This is a genomic window from Hyphomonas sp. NPDC076881 (genome assembly GCF_050269995.1).
Lineage (GTDB): Bacteria > Pseudomonadota > Alphaproteobacteria > Caulobacterales > Hyphomonadaceae > Hyphomonas.
The window spans coordinates 237,924-255,087 of the sequence record NZ_JBNNJJ010000002.1 but is presented as its reverse complement, the minus strand read 5'-3'; the positions used below and the strand labels follow the sequence as shown (position 1 = coordinate 255,087).

Here is a 17,164-nt window from a genome sequence, read left to right as displayed (position 1 = left end):
TCCGTCAGCGGATGGCCACCGGATTGATGATCGCCTGCACCGCGCCTTCCAGGCGCGGCGTGCCCAGCGTGAAGAAAAACTCCGTCACGCCGTCTTCGGCCAGCTCATGCGTCACCATGTTTTCGAGGATGTAGACCCCGTTCTTGGCCAGCAGTGTCAGGTGAACATCAAACGGCCGGGCTTCCTTCTCGAACGGGATCACTTCCAGCGCCCAGGTGTCGGCCCCCACCGCCACCGCGCCCAGATCGGCCAGATATTGCGCGCCCTCCACTCCGGGGCCCGGCTCCACCGGAGAAAGCTCTGCAGAGCCTTCCTGCGATTTCATCGTGCCGGTATGGAAGAGGACCACATCCCCCTGCGTGATCGTAACGCCCGCAGCGGCCATCGCCGCATCAATCTCCGCCTTGTTGAAGGCCGTGCCCGCCGGCACCGGATTGCCAAACTGCTTGGTCATGTCCAGCAGCACGCCCCGCGTTGCCATCGGCGGCAGGTCATGCGTGCCGAACTGGGTGAGGCCGGCGGTGGTTACAAAGTCCGCCACCGGAACACCGTTATAATAGCGATGGTCGATGCCCATATGGCCAAGCCCGTCTATCTGGCTGCCGATGCCGATATAGGTGTTGACGAGATCATCATTGCCAACAGCCTTGTTCTCGCCCAGCGGCGTGCCCGAACCGTCCGACAGCTGAAGGATCGTCATGGAGAAGCTGCGCGGGCCATAGGCCGGTGTCTTGCGCCCGGTCACCTGCCCCAGGGCATAGGTCTTGCCCGTGGTGATCAGCTTGGCCGCCTCGGCCGTCTTCTCCGGCGAGAGAAGGTTCATCGCCCCGATCCGGTCCTCCGCGCCATAGCGGGAGGGATACCAGACTTCTTTCGCATCCGCCTGCGCGCCCGGCGCGGCCTCGTCCGCCGCCATATGCCCACACGCGGCCACCAACAGCACCGACGCCATCAGGAACTTCTTCATCGCTTCCTCCCGTTATGAAATCTTTGGGAGAAAGCCTAGCGCCGGATCGCGCCTGCGCAACCCGTATCAGGCCCGGCGCACCAGGAAGCCCGCCCGGGGGAAATGCACATGCGTTGTCTCGGTTTCCGGGGTCACACGCTGCAGGATCACGCGCTGGCTGTCAGCATGCACCAACTCGCCCTCCACCCAGTCCTGGCCATAATCGTCGGGCGCCACCGCCACCCGCTCGCCCGGCGCAAAGCCCTGCGGCTCGTTGCGCGTGGTTGCCGCCACAAGGCGCGGGGCGGCATCCTTGGCGATCGCCACGGCCTGGGCCGGCGTAATCGTCTCTGGCGTCTGCCCTTCCACTTCGGTCAGCCGGTCATACCAGGCCCGCGTCAGCGGCGCGCTCTCGAAACAGGCGTCGGCAAAGGCAGGCACGGCCTGCTTCATCCACCACACATTCATATACGCATGTACGTCCACAAAGCCGGGCTTGGCGCCGATCAGGTAAAGCCCGCCCCCTGCGCCCTTGGCGCCCGCCAGCCGCTCCTCCAGCAGCATCAGCCGCGCCCGCCACTGGTCGCGCATCATCGGCGCCACCGCCTGCATCGCCGGAATATTGAACGGCCGCCCGGAAAGCTGCTCCCGGTCCTTGATGAACGCCTCGGGCACATTGTCCCCGATCTCGCCGAAGATCACCGCCACGGAAGACTGGAACCAGCGCCCATCCGTCCACCCGGCCACCATCTGGGAGAGGCCCTCATGGCCCGGCAGTTTCAGCGCTACCATCGGATAGCGGATATCCAGCTCCCGCAAGATGATCGCCGTATCGCAATAGATATCCGCGCCGATCTGCAACACCGGAATGCGCCGGTATCCGCCCGTCAGCGGGATCAGGCCGGGCTTGGGCATGATCGAAGGCTGCTCAACCCGCGCATAGGCCAGGTTCTTGAGGCGAAGCGTCAGGCGCACCTTCTCGGCATAAGGCGATGCAGGATATTCGTGCAGGATAATGCTGCGGGCGTCCGCCATGATAACCGTTTGCCTCCCGAGGCTGTTTTTAGGGCGCACTCTGCGCGCGTTCCTGTTTACAGAAAAGTGTAAATTCCGCCCTTAACCCGGCGATAGGAATCGGCAAGAATCGGGTGGCGCCCCCGCCGCCCCTCCGTCAAACTCTCCGCCATGGCTGACACGCTCTCCCCCCTCGACGACCGCGCCCGCGCCTATGCCCGGATGGCCAAGGCCCTGGAATGGCTGGGCGATACCTGGCAGGATTGGCCGGGCCTTGACGCGGCTGCCCGCGCCATGGGCCTCTCCCCGCATCACTTCCAGCGCGAGTTTACCCGCTGGGCCGGCATCAGCCCCAAACAGTTCCAGGGCGCCCTTGCCCATGCCGCTGCCGGGGATCTCCTGCGCCAGGGCGCCAGCGTACTGGACGCAAGCCTTGAGGCTGGCCTCTCCGGCCCCGGCCGCCTGCACGATCTGTTCATTGCTCATGAGGGCCTCACTCCCGGCGAGGCCAAGGCCGGCGGCAAGGGCGCAGACCTCATCCTCGGCAAGGCGCCCACCCCCTTCGGCATGGGCGCCTGGCTGATCGGCCCGCGCGGCCTCATCGCGCTCGGCTTCATTGACGAGGACGCCGCCCCCCGCACCGGCTTTGAGCATCAGGGCCGGCGGGAAGAAGACGCCTTCGCCAATCTCGCCGGCCGCTACCCCGCCGCCTCGATCCGCCGGGATGATGCCACCGCCGAGCGGATGGCGCGCGACGTGTTCGAGGATGGCGCCCCCCTGCCCGTCTGCCTCTATGGCACGCCCTTCCGCCGCCAGGTCTGGCGCGCGCTGCTGGATATTCCGGCCGGCGAAACCTGCACCTATGGGCGCCTGGCCGCCGCCATCGAGGCGCCAAAGGCCTCACGCGCGGTCGGCGCAGCGGTCGGCGCCAACCCGATCAGCTGGTTCATCCCCTGTCACCGGGCCCTTGCAGCCGATGGCCGGCTACATAACTATCATTGGGGTGTGGCGCGAAAGCGCGCCATGCTGGTATACGAACGCGCCCATCTGGCCTGATCCTCAACGGGGCCAGCCAGCTTCGGGCGCCCAATTCTGGCCCTGAAGCGGACCTGACCCATGTGGCTCTACTTTCTTCTGATCTTTGCCATCCTGGCCTGGGGCGCCCACCTCGGCTGGCGGTGGAAACAGACGCGGGAATTTGCGCCCCAGCTGCTCGCCCTGCGCCAGCAATCGGGTGAGTTGCCCCCCGGCATTGACGAGAAAGAGTTCACCGATCTCTATCTCCGCGCCGAGGGCCCCCGCGCCGCCACCTATATCTATGTCTGCGCCGCGCTGCTGACCCTCGGCCTCGCCCCGCTGATCGCCGTATTCAACATGATCTGGGACACGTTCTGGCAGCTCTCAGGCACCTCCCCGGTCTTCGAGCGCGGCACTCTGATCCACACCTTCAGCACCTTCCTCGCCTTCATGGGAGTAACCGTGCTGCTCCTCGCCGCTGCCCTGCGCCGCTACTACACCCTGACACCGCCAAACCTCCGGCAGGTCATCCGTAATCTGAAGGACGCTTATTCATGAGCCCTGAATTCCTCCACACCATGATCCGCGTCGGCGACATTGACGCGGCCAAGCGCTTCTTCTGCGACGGGCTCGGCCTGACAGAGGTGACCCGCTACGACAATGAAGCAGGCCGGTTCACCCTCGTCTTCCTCGCCGCCCCGGCAGACATCGAGCGGGGTGGCGGCGTGCCCGAAGGCGCCTCGCCCACCTCGCTCAATATCCCGATGGTGGAACTCACCCATAACTGGGACGAAAAGGAATATTCCGGCGGGCGCAATTTCGGCCACCTCGCCTATCAGGTGGAGGACATCTACGCCGCCACCCAGCGCTTTGCCGATCTTGGCGTCACGATCAGCCGCCCGCCCAGAGATGGCCGCATGACGTTCATCCGCTCGCCCGACGGCATTTCCGTGGAACTGCTCCAGAAGGGCAAGCCGCTGGCCCCGCAGGAGCCCTGGGCCAGCGCGCCAAATATCGGGGCCTGGTAGCGCCCCCGAGGCCTATTCCGCAGCCGGAAGATCAAAGCTGTAGGCGTGACGCGCCAGCGGCTGCAGATTGCCCACCTCATAGGTGTCAACGACAACCCGGCCGCCTTCGGTCACCGTGAACACGCGGTACATCGGCGTATGGCGGGTTTCGTCCGGAATCTTGGTGCGCTCCAGGGCCGGAATGTGCAGATAGTGCACATGGCCGATCTGCTTTGAATGGTCCACGCGGTCCATATCCATATGCAGATCGCCGGAGATCACCGCCGCCAGGTTCGGCTCTGCCACCACCTCGGCAAAGCGGGGATTGGCGATGCCCTTGTCGGCATTTTCCGGGTACACACCCACTTGCGCGCCATGAACGATCAGCATCACCGGCTTGGGCGCTGCGGCCTGCACCGCCCCCAGCATCCAGTCGATGCCCTCATCGGTGAACTCCCGGCTGAAATCAGGCGAAGCGTAAACCATTACAACCGGCCCCTGATCCTGCACATAGCGGCGGCTGTCGAATGTGGCCTTGCCTTCGTTCCAGAGATTGGCAAATTCCAGGAAACGCTCTTCGGTCGAGCCGTATTCCTCATTCCCCATGATCGGATAGAAAGGCAGCGTCAGCGCCTGCAGCACGGGCGTGGCGGCCTCATACTGCAGCAGCGTTCCCTTATGCGCGATATCGCCCACGCCGACGACAAAATCCATCCGCTCACGGCCCGCCAGCGCGTTCACATCCGCCACCGCGCCCGCCATATTGGGAAACTCCGCCAGCGGCTTGGGCTCAGCATCCCCAAGCACCGCAAAGCGCAGCGCCACAGCCTCCTCTGCGGCCGGCACCGGCGTCGCGCAGGCGGCCACCAGTGACAGCGCCGCCATCTGCGCGGCGACAAGAAGATGCCTCAGGGGCTGCGTGCGGAATCGGATCATCAACTCTCTCCCGAAAGATTGGCCTGGCAGGCAGTGGGCCCACCCGGCAAACTTCAAACCCGTCCCATGCCCCATCGCGACGAAGGTTTTATGACATTTGCCGCCAATTAAGATGACGGTTTTGTGTCAATCCCATCCGCCCAGGGACAATCCCCTTCGCTCCCCCACGAGCGGGAGAGGCGGCGGAGGATCCGCGTTTGCCCCGCAAACGCCCGGCGCGGGCCATTGCGGAGCAATGGGAGGTGAGGGCCTGCAACATTGGATAAGCGCGCGCCCTATCCAACACGCCCCGCCCCCTCCGAGAGACCGCGCAGCGATTTGTACGTGCCTCTCACACCCCCCATGTCATCCCGGCCAAGGCCGCGCAGCGGCTGCAGAGCCGGGACCTTCTCTCCGCTCCTGCGCCATCCTCCCCAAGGTCCCGGACCGGCCCTGCGGGCCGTCCGGAATGACACGCGCGGAGAAAACTTATCCGCCCGGGTCCCCGCCTCCCCCACATTACACGCATCCTTCCCTTGAGGAGCCGCGCCGGTACCGTTCGGTTTGGGGGGAGGTCGCCCCGGAGGATGGGGAGTGTGGGAGTTTACGGCCCACGCTTCTCTAGGGACGTTGATCCAGGCAAGCCGGACCAAAAAGCCGGTAGAGAATCCCGACTGGCCCGCCTTGGTGTTTATCCAAGGTCACGAGAGTGAGGGTAAGTGGTCAAGGCCTGGCAGCGCCGAAGTCATCCCGAAAACTGCCCGAAACTCCGGGGGCAGTGCGCGGCGGGCGAGGTGCCCACACCGCAAACATCTTTTCTATCCGGGCGCCGCGGCGCCCGCCGCGCAGGCTCCACCTTGAGGGCCACCCGAACCACCCCAACCCCGGATGGCCCCGCCAGTCCGGATACAGACGTATGGAGTCAAGACCCCACATCCTGCCCCTTCGTCACCCTCGATGGCCTTCAGCCATCGAGGGTGACGAATCATAACCAGCGCCCAAGGCCAGACGCCCTCACAAGCAACGCGAAGGCGCAGGTGCCCCGGCCCGCAGGCCGGGATCAGCACCGAGCAATGAAAGAAGATGGTGATCCCGGCGCGATTCGAACGCACGGCCTACAGATTAGGAATCTGTCGCTCTATCCTGCTGAGCTACGGGACCAGCCGATGCCTCCCCTATCCGAAAATGCTGGCGCGTTGAAGCGGAAATGCGTGGGTCAGGCATGTTCCAGCGCCTGTTGCAGGTCAGCCAGAAGGTCATCCGGGGCCTCGATACCCACCGAAAAGCGGATGAGCCCGTCTGTAAAGCCGATCCGGGCGCGCACATCGGCGGGCACGGCCGAATGCGTGGTCGAGCCGGGATGGCACATCAGGCTCTCGGTGCCGCCCAGGCTGACCGCCAGCTTGATCAGCTTCAGATGGTCCAGAAGGCGGAAGGCCGCCTCCTTGCCGCCCTTCACATCGAAGGAAAAGGTCGCCCCGGCCGCCTCGCACTGCTCATCGAACACGCGCTTCTGGGGGTCGCCCGCCTCCAGGAAGCCCGGATACATCACCTGGGAAACCTTCGCATGACCCTTCAGATAGTCCGCGCAGACCCTGGCATTGGTGAAGGCCCGCTCCATGCGCAGCTGCACCGTCTCCAGAGACCGCGTCAGCAGCCAGCAGGTATGAGCGTCCAGCATCGTTCCGAGATAGTTCCGCATACGGCGGATCTTCGTCAGCATCTCCTCATTCCCGACAATCCCGCCGGCAATGAGATCGGAATGCCCGCCGACATATTTCGTCAGCGAATAGAGCGCCAGGTCTGCCCCATGCTTCAGGGGCTTATGGCCGATCGGGCCCATCATGGTGTTGTCGCACATCAGGATCGGGCGGCGGCCGGTCTCCGTTTCGAGGATACCTGCCACGCGGGCGCAGGCGGCGATGTCCACAAGCGCGTTTGTGGGATTGGCCGGAGACTCGGTGAAGATCACGGAGACGGGGCCATGCCGGCGCACTGCCTCGCGGGCCGTGGCCAGGATCTGTTCCTGCGTCGACCAGGCGTCAAACTCGGCCGATTGCACGCCCCACCCCGGCATGAAGCTCCGGACAAAGACTTCCGAAGCCCCGTAAAGCGGGCTGGAATGCAGGATCGTGGTTCCCGGTTCGGCGCAGGCAAACAGCGCCGTGGTGATGGCCGACATGCCGGACGAAAAGGACAGCGCCGCCTCCCCGCCATCATAGAGGGTCAGCCGGTCCTCCAGCACTTCCATATTGGGATTGTTGAAGCGGGTGTAGATGAGGTCGGCCTCCTCCGGGTCCCCCTCCTCCCACCGCCCGGCGAGCCGGCGGAACAGCGCCTCCCCATCGCGGGCAGATTTGAAGGCGAAGGTCGAGGTCATGAAGATCGGCGGCTTGATCGAACCTTCAGACATGAAAGGGTCATAGCCAAATCCCATCACCAGAGATTCCGGGCTCAGCGTGTGGCCGGCGATCTCCCGCTTGCGATAGGGCTTCAGGGGCTTTGACATGGGGTTCCTCCCGTATACTTATCGTAGGGGAAAGCTTACCGGCGAGAAGTCTGCCTTAGCAAGGCGAAGTCACTTGCCTCCCGCCTGCCTGCCGGGTGATAGTTGGCCGATGGACGAGGCAGGGCGACGGACGCCGATCCGCAATTTCGTGATCTTCGCCGCCGCGCTGATGGTGGCCGCTTGCGGCCGCGCGCCCTCTGATCCCCTCGACGGGCTGGCGGTGGGCGAGCGGGGCCGCGTCGTGCGGGTGATCGATGGCGACGCGCTGGTGCTCTCGACCGGGCAGAGCGTTCGCCTGATTGGCATCGAGGCGCCGGCCGGACCCAGCCGGGGCCGCGACGGCGAGGCGGGCTTTGAGGAGTCCAAACGGGTGCTGGAAGATCTGGCCCTCGGCCGTGAGGTGGAGCTGCGCTATGGCGGCCTCACCCGCGACCGGTATGACCGGGCCCTCGCGCATGTCGTCACCACAGATACGCTGGGGCCAAAATACTGGCTGAATGCGGAGATGGTGAAACGCGGCGCCGCGCGGGTGCGGGTCTATCCTGATACGGCGGCGGCAAACGACCTGCTCCTGCCGCTTGAAGTTGCTGCGCGCGAGGCGAAAGCCGGCCTCTGGAAAGCGCGCCTCTGGGCCATTATCGAGGCCGGCTCGCTGCCCGATACGTTCCAGGGCTTCCAGGTGGTAGAGGCGGTCACCAGCGGCATGCAGGGCTCCGATTTCCGGGGCGTTTCCTGCGACGTGCTGCTGGAACGCTCCCTGCTGGTGCTGGAAATAGAGAGCGCCGCCGCCGCGCTTTGCCAGATGGACCCGGAGACACGTATCCGCGCAAGAGGGTATGTCCGCAACCTCCGTATGGAGATCACTCATCCGCTGAATGTGGAAATACTGGAGGAACCCTGACAGGTCAGGCGTCGGGAACGAGACCGGCAGTTTCCGGATCGCCCGCAATCTCTTCCAGCGCGCGCTTCAGTTTCAGGAGAGCAGTATGCTCGATCTGGCGCACGCGCTCCTTGGAAACACCAATCTCCTCGCCCAGCGCCTCAAGCGTCATCGGCTCATCCGAGAGGCGCCGGCGCGTGATGATGTAGGTCTCGCGCGGCGTCAGCGTCTTCATGGCCTCATCGATCCAGCCATGCCGGCGCTCTGTGTCGCGGCTGCGCATCACGGCCTCTTCCGGCGGCAGACTTTCATCGGCGATCATGTCCTGCCACTGCGCGTCCCCGTCCATCGTCAGGGGCGCATTGAGAGAGCGGTCTGATCCCGAAAGGCGGGCGGACATTGTCTCCACATCCCGCAGCGGCACGCCCAGATGGCTGGCCACCCATTGGCGGTTCTCGGCCGTCATCGTCCCGTCGCCAAGATCGGAGATACGCGCCCGTAGCCGGCGCAGGTTGAAGAACAAGGATTTCTGCGCAGAAGTCGTCCCGGTGCGGACGATAGACCAGTTGCGCAGCACATAATCCTGAATGGAAGACCGGATCCACCAGCTGGCATAGGTGGAGAAGCGCACTTCGCGCTCGGGTTCAAACCGGGCCGCTGCCTGCATCAGGCCGACATTGCCCTCCGATACCAGATCGGCCATCGGCAGGCCGTAATGGCGAAACTTCGCGGCCATGGAGATGACGAGGCGCATATAGGCCGTGGTCAGCTCATGCAGCGCAGCCTCGTCTGCCCCTTCGCGCCAGCGCCGGGCGAGCGCAGCTTCATGCGCCGGATCGAGCAACGGTGCTTTCATCGCCGTCTTCACGAACTGCCGGTCCGCCGGGCTTGTCGATGAATATGCATTTGGCACGCGAAACCTCCTGCAGGCCGGATATGCTTCTCTCCCCGGCCTCTACGTCCCGCATTACCGGCTGGATCACTGGCGGGCCTTGATTTTCGCCCATTCCGCCCAAGCAGGCCTGCGGCCACCTCCGCTTGACGGCAAAACCCTGCCGGGCATAGGGTGCCCAAAAAGGAACAATACCGGAACGCGCCGCCATGGCCGATACCTCCAATGAAGAGCTGCCCCTGCGCCGCGCCGCCGAAATCTGCCGCGGCACGCTGCGGCTGATGGCGCAGCTGGGCTATTACGGCGTCACGGAGATGACCCTGGCCAACAATCGCCGGGCCGATATCGCCGCGATTGGCCCGGCCGGGGATATCTGGATGATCGAGATCAAATCCAGCGTTCAGGACTTCAAATCCGACGCCAAATGGCGGGAGTATATGGAGTATTGCGACCGGCTGACCTTCGCGGTTGGCGCAGACTTCCCCCAGGAGCTGATCCCGCCCGACACCGGCCTGATCATTGCCGATGCCTTCTATGGGGCGGTAATCCGGGAAGCACCGGAAACCCGCCTTGTGCCGGCCCGGCGCAAGGCGGTGACCCTGCGCTTTGCCCGTCTGGCCGCTGCCCGGCTGACCAGCGCCGCTGATACGGGCTGGACGCCGGGCGAGGACACGCTTACCTCGCCCGTGTCATGAGCCTTGCCTATCCCGTTGCCCGCTCCCTTGAAGATGCCCTGAAGCCTGGCGCGCCCACTGCGCGCAGCCGGCGGGAAGCAATGGTCCTGGCCAGAGGGCTCGCACTGGAGGGGCTGGAGACCAGCTGGCTGCACCTGGCCGAGGCCGAAGCCGATGCTCTGTTCAAGGCTATCGGCGCCGATGGCCCGGCCGGCCATCTGCAGCGCTATGAAGATACCTCCGGCCACACCGTCGTGGCGGTGAATTGGTGGAAGCTGGTGGACCCTAGCGATGTCCGCCCGGCGGAGAAGCGCGCCTTCGAGCCCTCCCCGCCGCCACCGGCGGAAGAAGATCACACCGACGACCTCTATTTCCGCCGCGGCCGCACCAAGACCCGCCGCCCCAAGCCAGCCGATCCCAATCAGCTGGACCTGTTCAGCAAGAATCTGAAGGGCTGATGGCTCAGGCCGCCGCCGGCACCGGGCCCCGATAGACAGAGCGCGGGCGCACCAGCCGCCCTTCTCCAATCTGCTCGCGCGCATGCGCCGTCCAGCCCAGCACCCGGCCGCAGGCAAAGACCGCCGTAAATGCTTCGCGGGGAAGGCCGAGCGCTTCCAGCAGCAGCGCCGTATAGAACTCCACATTCGTTTCCAGCCGCCGCTTGGGATATTTCGCTGCCAGCCGGCCAAGTATGGCCTGTTCAATATGTTCGGCAAATTCGAGCCGGCCAGTCGTTCCCGGCAGGCGCGCGACAGCCGCTTTGAGAGCATCCGCCCGGGGATCGCGCACCCGGTAAACCCGGTGGCCAAATCCCATGAGCCGGTCGCCGCGATTGAGCGCGCCCTCAATCCAGCGCTCCGCATTGGCCGGCGACCCGATGGCGTCTATCATGTCCAGCACCGGGCCCGGCGCGCCGCCATGCAGCGGGCCCTTGAGCGCCGAGATGCCGGCAACGGCAGCCGAGACAAGCCCGGCTCGCGTTGACGCGACAACGCGCGCCGCAAATGTAGACGCATTCAGCCCGTGATCGCAGACCGTCACAAGATAGGCATCCAGCGCGCGGGCCTCGGCCTGCCCGGCCTGATTTCCCGTCAGCATCCGGAGGAAATCGGCTGACTGGGACAAGCCTTTGTCTGGCGCGATAGCGCCTTCTCCCCTTCTCCGCCGGACCGCAGCGGCCGTCAGCACCGGCCCGGCGGCGGCCAGCCGGATGGCGGTTTCAAGGCTCTCATCGTCTGGCAATAGCGCCCATCCCGCGCGAAGATATGACACCACATCCAGACCAGCCGGAAGATCAGCCACCAGATCAAAAACCTCTTCGCGCGCAGCGCCAATCCGCGCGCCAAGTTCCGCAACATCCGGCAGATCGTCAAAGAACCCCTGCCACAACAGATGCGCCACATCTTCAAACGCCATGGACGCCGCGAGCATCTCAACCGGCCAGCCGCGAATGATCAGGCGACCGTTCTGTCCGTCCACATCTGACAGGACGGTCTCGGCCGCAACAATATTTTCAAGCCCGGAATCCATGACGGGATCTCCCTCTACATCTATAAACCCATTTCGGCAGGGATCTTGGCATCGTCAATCTTGATCAATATAATCAACATATCATGTGGATTGCACGCACGGACGCTCTGAGCCTTCTGGGGGTAAAGCCCCAGACCCTGTATGCCTATGTCAGCCGGGGTTTGATTGCGTCCAGGCCGGATGCGGATGATCCCCGCGCCAGCCTCTATTCTGCCGCCGATATAGAAACATTGCTGAAGCGCCGCCGCAGCGGACGGGGCCGCGAGGCCATTGCCCGCGCAGCGATTTCCTGGGGCGAACCGGTGATGGAGACGGCCATCACCACAGTGCGCAGAGGCAAGCTGATTTATCGTGGCCGCGACGCGGTGCGCCTCGCGGCAGAGGCAACACTTGAAGAAGCCGCCGCCCTTCTCTGGGATGCCGGCCCCCTGCCGGCCCAGCGCGCCGCAGAGACGCGGCCAGCAACCCTATGCGGAAAGGCCGGCGCGCTGGCATTTCTGGCGGCCCGCGCCGCCGCCGACCCACCGAGTTTTGGACGCGGCCCCGCAGCATTGGCCACTGAGGGCGCGGCGCTCCTCTCGGGTTTCTGCAACGCGATTACCGGCACAGGCGGGCGCGGCTTCTTCCATCAGCGGCTTGCCCGGCATTGGGGCCTCTCGCCGGGCGGGACGGACATGCTGCGGCGGGCTCTGGTGCTTGTCGCCGATCATGAGCTCAATCCGTCCACCTTCGCAGCGCGCGTTGCCGCCTCAACGGGCGCGCCGCTGGCTGCCTGCGCGCTCGCCGGCTGCGCCACCCTGACAGGGCCGCTGCATGGCGAAGCCTCCGCGCGCGCCCTTGCCTATCTGAAACGCGCCCTTGAAGCCGGGCCAGATGCTGCGCTCACGGATATTTCAGCACGCGGCCAGCATATCCCCGCCATGGGGCACGCCCTCTATCCGGAGGGAGATCCGCGCGCAGCCGCCCTGCTCCGATGGATGAAGCCGGCGGCGGAGCTTCGCCGCGCCATCCGCGCAGCCGAAGCCACAGCGGGCGACGCAGCCAATATCGACATGGCGCTGGCCGCGCTGACCGTTCATCTGGTCCTGCCGGATGACGCGCCGTTCCTGATCTTTGCCAGCGGCCGGATGGCCGGATGGATTGCGCATGCCATGGAGCAGCGCGCCAGCAATCGCATCATCCGCCCACGGGCAAATTATACCGGCGGCTAGATCAGAGACGCTCTTTGATCGCGGCGACGGCAGCTTCCGCCGTGATGCCGAAATGCTGGTAGAGTTTCTGGTAAGGGGCGCTCGCGCCGAAGCTGTCCATGCCGACAAAACCGCCCTCGGCGCCGATCCAGCGGTCCCAGCCGAAACGGACCCCTGCCTCGATGGCAACCTTCGGCAGATCCTTACCCAGCGTTTCGGCGCGGTAGGCGGCGTTCTGCAGGCCGAACAGCTCCATCGACGGCATCGAGACAACGCGCACGGCGATCCCCTCTTCGGCCAGCAGAGCCTGCGCCTTCAGCGCAATCTCGACTTCCGAGCCGGTCGCGATCAGCACGCCGCGTTCCTTGCCCTTACCGGCGGGCGACAGCACATAGCCACCCTTCGCGGAGAGATTCTCGTCCGTATGCGTCTTGCGGGCGGGGGCAACGTTCTGGCGGGTCAGCGCCATGGTCGAGGGGCCTTCATTGCGGTGCAGCGCCAGTTCCCAGCACTCGGCGGTCTCCACCCCATCGGCCGGGCGGAACACCACCATGTTCGGCATCGCGCGCAGCGAAGCAACATGCTCCACCGGCTGGTGCGTCGGGCCGTCTTCGCCAAGGCCGATGGAATCATGGGTCATCACATGGATGACCTGCGTGCCCATCAGCGCGCCGAGGCGGATGGCGGCGCGGCTGTAATCGGCAAAGACCAGGAAGGTGCCCGAATACGGAATGATGCCGCCATGCAGGGCCATGCCATTCATCGCTGCGGCCATCGCATGCTCACGCACGCCGTAGTGGATGTAGCGGCCATCCCAGCTTTTCGGCGTCATCGGCGCAGTGTGGCTGGTCTTGGTATTGTTGGAACCGGAAAGGTCTGCCGAACCGCCGACCATTTCCGGAACAAGGCCGGTGATCACTTCGAGCGCTTCACCGCTCCACACGCGGGTTGCCTTGGAGGCGCCGCCCTCGGCCACGGCCTTCTTGTGCTTGATCACGGCCTTGCCGAGATTCTTCGGCAGACGGCCTGTGATCGCGGCATTGAACTCGCCCTTGTGGGGGCTCGCCGTCAGGCGCTTCTTCCAGGCGGCATGGTCAGCCTGCGAGCGCTCGCCCGCTTTCGCCCAGGCTTTCTCGATCGCTTCAGGCACTTCAAACGGCGCATGCGGCCAGTTCAACGACTTGCGGATGCCGCCGATTTCGTCAGCGCCGTAAGGGCCGCCATGGGCCTTGCCGGTGCCGGCAAGCTTCGGCGCGCCGAAACCGATGATCGTTTTGACCGCCAGGAAAACCGGTTTCTTCTGCTTGGTGGCCCATTTCAGAGCCGCTTCGACGTCTTTCTCATCATGGCCGTCCACGCGGCGGCTGACCCAGCCGGAGGCTTCAAACCGGGCGCACTGGTCGGTGGAGTCCGACAGGTCGGTCGAGCCGTCGATGGTGACGGCATTGTCGTCAAACAGCACGATCAGCTTGTTCAGCTTCATATGGCCGGCCAGCGTGATCGCTTCCTGGCTGACGCCTTCCATCAGGCAGCCGTCCCCGGCAATCACCCAGGTGCGGTGATCGACCAGATCATTGCCAAACCGGGCGTTCAGGTGGCGCTCGGCAATGGCCATGCCGACGGCGGTGGCGATCCCCTGCCCCAGTGGGCCGGTGGTCGTCTCGACGCCGGGGGTGACGAAATTCTCCGGATGGCCCGGCGTATTGGCGCCCAGCTGGCGGAAATTGCGGATGTCATCGCGGCTGACCGAGGCGTAGCCCGTCAGGTGCAGCAGGGAATAGATCAGCATCGACCCGTGGCCGGCCGAAAGCACAAACCGGTCGCGATCTGCCCAATTGGGGTCTTTCGGATCAAACTTCAGGAATTTGCGGAAGAGGACGGTCGCAGCGTCCGCCATGCCCAGCGGCAGGCCGACATGGCCTGATTTGGCGGCTTCGACGGCGTCCATGGACAGGGCTCGCACGGCATTTGCCATGTCGCGATTGGTGACAGCCATTCTGCTGATCTCCCGAAGTTTTGAGTTCGAGGCTGCTAGGCCAGACTTGCTGGCCTCCGTCAAGGCGCTTGGCGGCGCAAACCAATGCAGATACTTCATAATCTGATGAATGACATGGACTCGGCAGCCACGCGCCTGGATGCGGCCCTGAAGCGCCTTGAAGTGGCGCTCGAAGCCCATTTGACCCGTGCTGGCGATCCAGCCGCCCTGAAAGCCGAGATAGCGGCCCTGGTTGAAGATCGCGCCCGTCTGGCCGAAGAACTCGACAGGACCCTGGCACGGGAGCAGGAACTTCAGACGCTCGCCGATGAGGCGAGTGACGCCCTCGGCGCCGCCATCCTGGAGGTGCGCGCCGCCCTCAGCCCGGAGGAAGAGGAGGCCGGCGATGGCCAAGGCTGACATCCGCATCCGGGGCCGCAGCTTCTCCATCGCCTGCACGCCCGGCCAGGAAATGCGGGTTCAGCGCCTGGCCGAACAACTTGATGTGCGGCTGGCCGGCATTTCCTCGGCGGTCGGCGATATCGGGGATGACCGCCTGCTCTTGATCGCGGCCCTCGCCTTGCTGGATGAGCTGGACGCAGCCCGCCAGGCGGCGCCATCTTCAGCCGCTGATGCACGGGCCGCAGGGTTGATTACCGCCATGGCGGCCAAGGTGGAGGCGCTGGCCGCCCGGCTTGAGAGTGGCGGCCCCCTATGACCCAGGATACCGCGACCCGATGCAGCAGGGCGCGCCCGCGCCAAGCGGACTAGTATCCATCCCACCTAGGATGAAAGGCGAAACGCCATGCAACAATTCCTGACCATCGGCTTCTATGCCGCCTTGATCGCCGTCGCCGTGGTTCTGGTAATCGGTGTCGCCAATCTTGCCCGCCGGGATGGCAATCAGGTGAGCCGGTCCAACAAGCTGATGCGGATGCGCGTCATCTTCCAGGCCATTGCCATTGCTTTCCTGGTCCTCATCGGTATCGCTGCCGGCGCCATCAAGTTCGGTTGAACAAGGAGAGCCAGGCCATGGTTCGCATCGACAAGATCTACACCCGCACCGGGGACAAGGGCGAAACCCGCCTTTCCACGGGCGAACCGGTTGCGAAATGGCACCCCCGCGTGGCCGCCTATGGCACCGTCGATGAGCTGAACGCCGCGCTGGGTGTTGCCGCGCTGGAAGCAGAAGGTGAGATGCTGGCGCGCCTGCGCCGCATACAGAACGATCTTTTCGACCTTGGCGCAGACCTTGCCGCGCCCGACCGGGGCCGCGTTCTGGAATGGACCCCGCTGCGCATCATCGCCACCCAGGTCACCCGGCTTGAAGAAGAGATTGACGCGATGAACGCCTCAATCGCCCCGCTCGACAGCTTCATCCTCCCGGGCGGCTCGCGCCTTGCTGCGCAGATGCATGTCGCCCGCACGCTCTGCCGCCGCGCCGAGCGCGCCATTGCCGAGCTCGGCAGCCTTGAAAACGAGCCGGTGAACCCTGAAGCCCTCGCCTTCATCAACCGGCTGTCGGACTGGCTGTTCGTGGCGGGCCGTGCCGCCAATAATGACGGCGCCGATGACGTCAAATGGGTGCCGGGCGCCAACCGCTAGGCGTCAACGCCGCTGCGCGTCCCGCACCTCCGCCATCAGGGCAAACAGGTCCATCACCGGTGTCACCTTGCCGTCGCCGCGATATTCCCGGTAGAGACTGTCCACATTGACCGCAATCCGCTCCGCGTCGCCCCAGCCGGCATAGTCGCCCAGCGCAATATCCAGCGCCGCTTCCCGTGCGCTCAGGCCCGCATCAAAACGCGCCCGCGCTTCGCGGTCCACATAGGCGAGGTACTCCGCCACGCGCCGCACACCCGCCTTGTCCGTTACCGGACCATGCCCCGGCACGATCACATCAACATCCATCGCAATGATTTCGTTACAGGCGCGGATCCAGTTTGCCACAGGCCCCGCCCACATCAGCGGCGTGCCATTGATGAAGAGAATGTCCCCGGTGAACACCGCCCTGTCTCCGGGCACATGCACCAGCACATCGCCGCCCGTATGCGCCGGGCCCACCTCGATCAGGCGAACCGCCTTGTCGCCCACCTTCAGTTCCATGGCGCCGGAGAAGGTTTGCGTGGGCCCACGCTCATCGACATTCTCGAAATCGAACGGGGCGAATATGTCTGCGAAATAAGCGCCGGCGGGCCCCAGCTGCGCGCCCATCTTCTTGATCTGCGCCAGCATGGCGGGCGGCACTTCTGCCATTTCCCGGGCACTCGCCTCACTCGCGATAATCTCCGCCTGCGGACAACAGCCATTGCCATGGCAATGATCGCCATTGGCGTGCGTGTTGACGATCGTGCCAATTTTCTCCGCGCCAATGCCCGTGGCATCAGCCATCGCGTCCAGCATCTCGCGCGTCAGCGCCATGTCGAACAGCGTATCGACCAGAAGCGAGGCCTCCCCATCCCGGATGAGCCCGGCATTCGACCAGCCCCAGCCCCCGTCCGGCTGCAGCCAGGCATAAAGCCCGTTGCCGATGTCCTTGAGACCCCTGGTATATTCCCAACGCGCCGCCATTGTATTTCCTCCCGGCCTTGTTTTGCCGGAAGCAGACCATGGCC

19 protein-coding genes and 1 tRNA gene are annotated in these 17,164 nt (G+C 64.9%); 11 read left to right on the top strand and 9 right to left on the bottom strand.

Annotated features, from left to right (window positions below):
- Window positions 1–4 precede the first annotated feature (4 nt).
- Together ACQKI2_RS03210 and ACQKI2_RS03205 are read right to left on the bottom strand one after the other, a co-directional pair.
- On the bottom strand, window positions 5–967 hold the full coding sequence (locus tag ACQKI2_RS03210; RefSeq protein WP_427378286.1) for a cyclase family protein: 963 nt from the start codon (window positions 965–967) through the stop codon (window positions 5–7).
- A gap of 66 nt (window positions 968–1,033) precedes the next feature.
- Window positions 1,034–1,981: a glutathione S-transferase gene (locus ACQKI2_RS03205; RefSeq protein ID WP_427378285.1), complete on the bottom strand. Its 948-nt coding sequence runs from the start codon at window positions 1,979–1,981 to the stop codon at window positions 1,034–1,036.
- Between the two features lie 150 nt (window positions 1,982–2,131).
- Here ACQKI2_RS03205 and ACQKI2_RS03200 point away from each other — a divergent pair, with 150 nt between their 5' ends.
- Genes ACQKI2_RS03200 through ACQKI2_RS03190 form a run of 3 tightly spaced genes read left to right on the top strand, consistent with a single transcriptional unit; the run spans window position 2,132 to window position 4,005 of the window.
- Entirely contained in the window at window positions 2,132–3,016 is an 885-nt protein-coding gene (locus ACQKI2_RS03200) for a methylated-DNA--[protein]-cysteine S-methyltransferase (RefSeq protein WP_427378284.1), read from the top strand.
- A gap of 60 nt (window positions 3,017–3,076) precedes the next feature.
- Complete coding sequence (locus tag ACQKI2_RS03195; RefSeq protein WP_427378283.1) at window positions 3,077–3,535, top strand: hypothetical protein; 459 nt, start codon at window positions 3,077–3,079, stop codon at window positions 3,533–3,535.
- Entirely contained in the window at window positions 3,532–4,005 is a 474-nt protein-coding gene (locus tag ACQKI2_RS03190; protein ID WP_035601029.1) for a VOC family protein, read from the top strand. The genes ACQKI2_RS03195 and ACQKI2_RS03190 overlap by 4 nt, the downstream gene beginning before the upstream one ends.
- 12 nt (window positions 4,006–4,017) lie before the next feature.
- Here the strand turns inward: ACQKI2_RS03190 and ACQKI2_RS03185 are convergent, their stop codons facing one another.
- The 3 genes from ACQKI2_RS03185 to ACQKI2_RS03175 form a co-directional block, all read right to left on the bottom strand.
- Window positions 4,018–4,920, bottom strand: a complete 903-nt coding sequence (locus ACQKI2_RS03185) for a metallophosphoesterase family protein (protein ID WP_427378282.1) — start codon at window positions 4,918–4,920, stop codon at window positions 4,018–4,020.
- Between the two features lie 1,063 nt (window positions 4,921–5,983).
- A tRNA-Arg gene (locus ACQKI2_RS03180) sits at window positions 5,984–6,060 on the bottom strand.
- Between the two features lie 55 nt (window positions 6,061–6,115).
- Complete coding sequence (locus tag ACQKI2_RS03175; RefSeq protein WP_427378281.1) at window positions 6,116–7,408, bottom strand: cystathionine gamma-synthase family protein; 1,293 nt, start codon at window positions 7,406–7,408, stop codon at window positions 6,116–6,118.
- A 109-nt stretch (window positions 7,409–7,517) separates the two neighbouring features.
- Here ACQKI2_RS03175 and ACQKI2_RS03170 point away from each other — a divergent pair, with 109 nt between their 5' ends.
- Complete coding sequence (locus ACQKI2_RS03170; RefSeq protein WP_427378280.1) at window positions 7,518–8,309, top strand: thermonuclease family protein; 792 nt, start codon at window positions 7,518–7,520, stop codon at window positions 8,307–8,309.
- A gap of 4 nt (window positions 8,310–8,313) precedes the next feature.
- Here the strand turns inward: ACQKI2_RS03170 and ACQKI2_RS03165 are convergent, their stop codons facing one another.
- Complete coding sequence (locus ACQKI2_RS03165) at window positions 8,314–9,201, bottom strand: RNA polymerase factor sigma-32 (protein ID WP_427378279.1); 888 nt, start codon at window positions 9,199–9,201, stop codon at window positions 8,314–8,316.
- 188 nt (window positions 9,202–9,389) lie between these two features.
- On the opposite strand from ACQKI2_RS03165, the gene ACQKI2_RS03160 reads away from it, so the two are divergent.
- Both ACQKI2_RS03160 and ACQKI2_RS03155 read left to right on the top strand, forming a co-directional pair.
- Window positions 9,390–9,875 carry an MmcB family DNA repair protein gene (locus ACQKI2_RS03160; RefSeq protein WP_427378278.1) on the top strand — a complete coding sequence of 162 codons (486 nt, stop codon included), beginning with the start codon at window positions 9,390–9,392 and terminating at the stop codon, window positions 9,873–9,875.
- On the top strand, window positions 9,872–10,312 hold the full coding sequence (locus ACQKI2_RS03155) for a hypothetical protein (RefSeq protein WP_427378277.1): 441 nt from the start codon (window positions 9,872–9,874) through the stop codon (window positions 10,310–10,312). Before ACQKI2_RS03160 ends, ACQKI2_RS03155 begins: the two co-directional genes overlap by 4 nt.
- A gap of 4 nt (window positions 10,313–10,316) precedes the next feature.
- Here ACQKI2_RS03155 and ACQKI2_RS03150 read toward each other — a convergent pair whose 3' ends face one another.
- Window positions 10,317–11,384, bottom strand: a complete 1,068-nt coding sequence (locus ACQKI2_RS03150) for a citrate synthase/methylcitrate synthase (protein ID WP_427378276.1) — start codon at window positions 11,382–11,384, stop codon at window positions 10,317–10,319.
- 83 nt (window positions 11,385–11,467) lie between these two features.
- Here ACQKI2_RS03150 and ACQKI2_RS03145 point away from each other — a divergent pair, with 83 nt between their 5' ends.
- Window positions 11,468–12,595, top strand: a complete 1,128-nt coding sequence (locus ACQKI2_RS03145) for a citrate/2-methylcitrate synthase (protein ID WP_427378275.1) — start codon at window positions 11,468–11,470, stop codon at window positions 12,593–12,595.
- 1 nt (window position 12,596) lies between these two features.
- On the opposite strand, the gene tkt is transcribed toward ACQKI2_RS03145, so the two are convergent.
- Complete coding sequence (gene tkt, locus ACQKI2_RS03140) at window positions 12,597–14,669, bottom strand: transketolase (RefSeq protein WP_427378274.1); 2,073 nt, start codon at window positions 14,667–14,669, stop codon at window positions 12,597–12,599.
- On the opposite strand from tkt, the gene ACQKI2_RS03135 reads away from it, so the two are divergent.
- From ACQKI2_RS03135 to ACQKI2_RS03120, 4 genes are all read left to right on the top strand, one after another.
- Window positions 14,655–14,969 (top strand): DUF4164 family protein, encoded by a 315-nt coding sequence (locus tag ACQKI2_RS03135; protein WP_427378273.1) that lies wholly within the window; start codon window positions 14,655–14,657, stop codon window positions 14,967–14,969. The two genes, tkt and ACQKI2_RS03135, sit on opposite strands and share 15 nt — an antisense overlap.
- Window positions 14,956–15,267, top strand: a complete 312-nt coding sequence (locus ACQKI2_RS03130) for a cell division protein ZapA (protein WP_427378272.1) — start codon at window positions 14,956–14,958, stop codon at window positions 15,265–15,267. The genes ACQKI2_RS03135 and ACQKI2_RS03130 overlap by 14 nt, the downstream gene beginning before the upstream one ends.
- Before the next feature lie 87 nt (window positions 15,268–15,354).
- On the top strand, window positions 15,355–15,564 hold the full coding sequence (locus ACQKI2_RS03125; protein WP_427378271.1) for a twin transmembrane helix small protein: 210 nt from the start codon (window positions 15,355–15,357) through the stop codon (window positions 15,562–15,564).
- 17 nt (window positions 15,565–15,581) lie between these two features.
- Complete coding sequence (locus tag ACQKI2_RS03120) at window positions 15,582–16,154, top strand: cob(I)yrinic acid a,c-diamide adenosyltransferase (RefSeq protein ID WP_427378270.1); 573 nt, start codon at window positions 15,582–15,584, stop codon at window positions 16,152–16,154.
- Between the two features lie 3 nt (window positions 16,155–16,157).
- Here the strand turns inward: ACQKI2_RS03120 and ACQKI2_RS03115 are convergent, their stop codons facing one another.
- The gene (locus tag ACQKI2_RS03115; RefSeq protein WP_427378269.1) at window positions 16,158–17,120 is read right to left on the bottom strand and encodes an MBL fold metallo-hydrolase; all 963 of its coding nucleotides are present in this window, start codon (window positions 17,118–17,120) and stop codon (window positions 16,158–16,160) included.
- Between the last annotated feature and the right edge of the window lie 44 nt (window positions 17,121–17,164).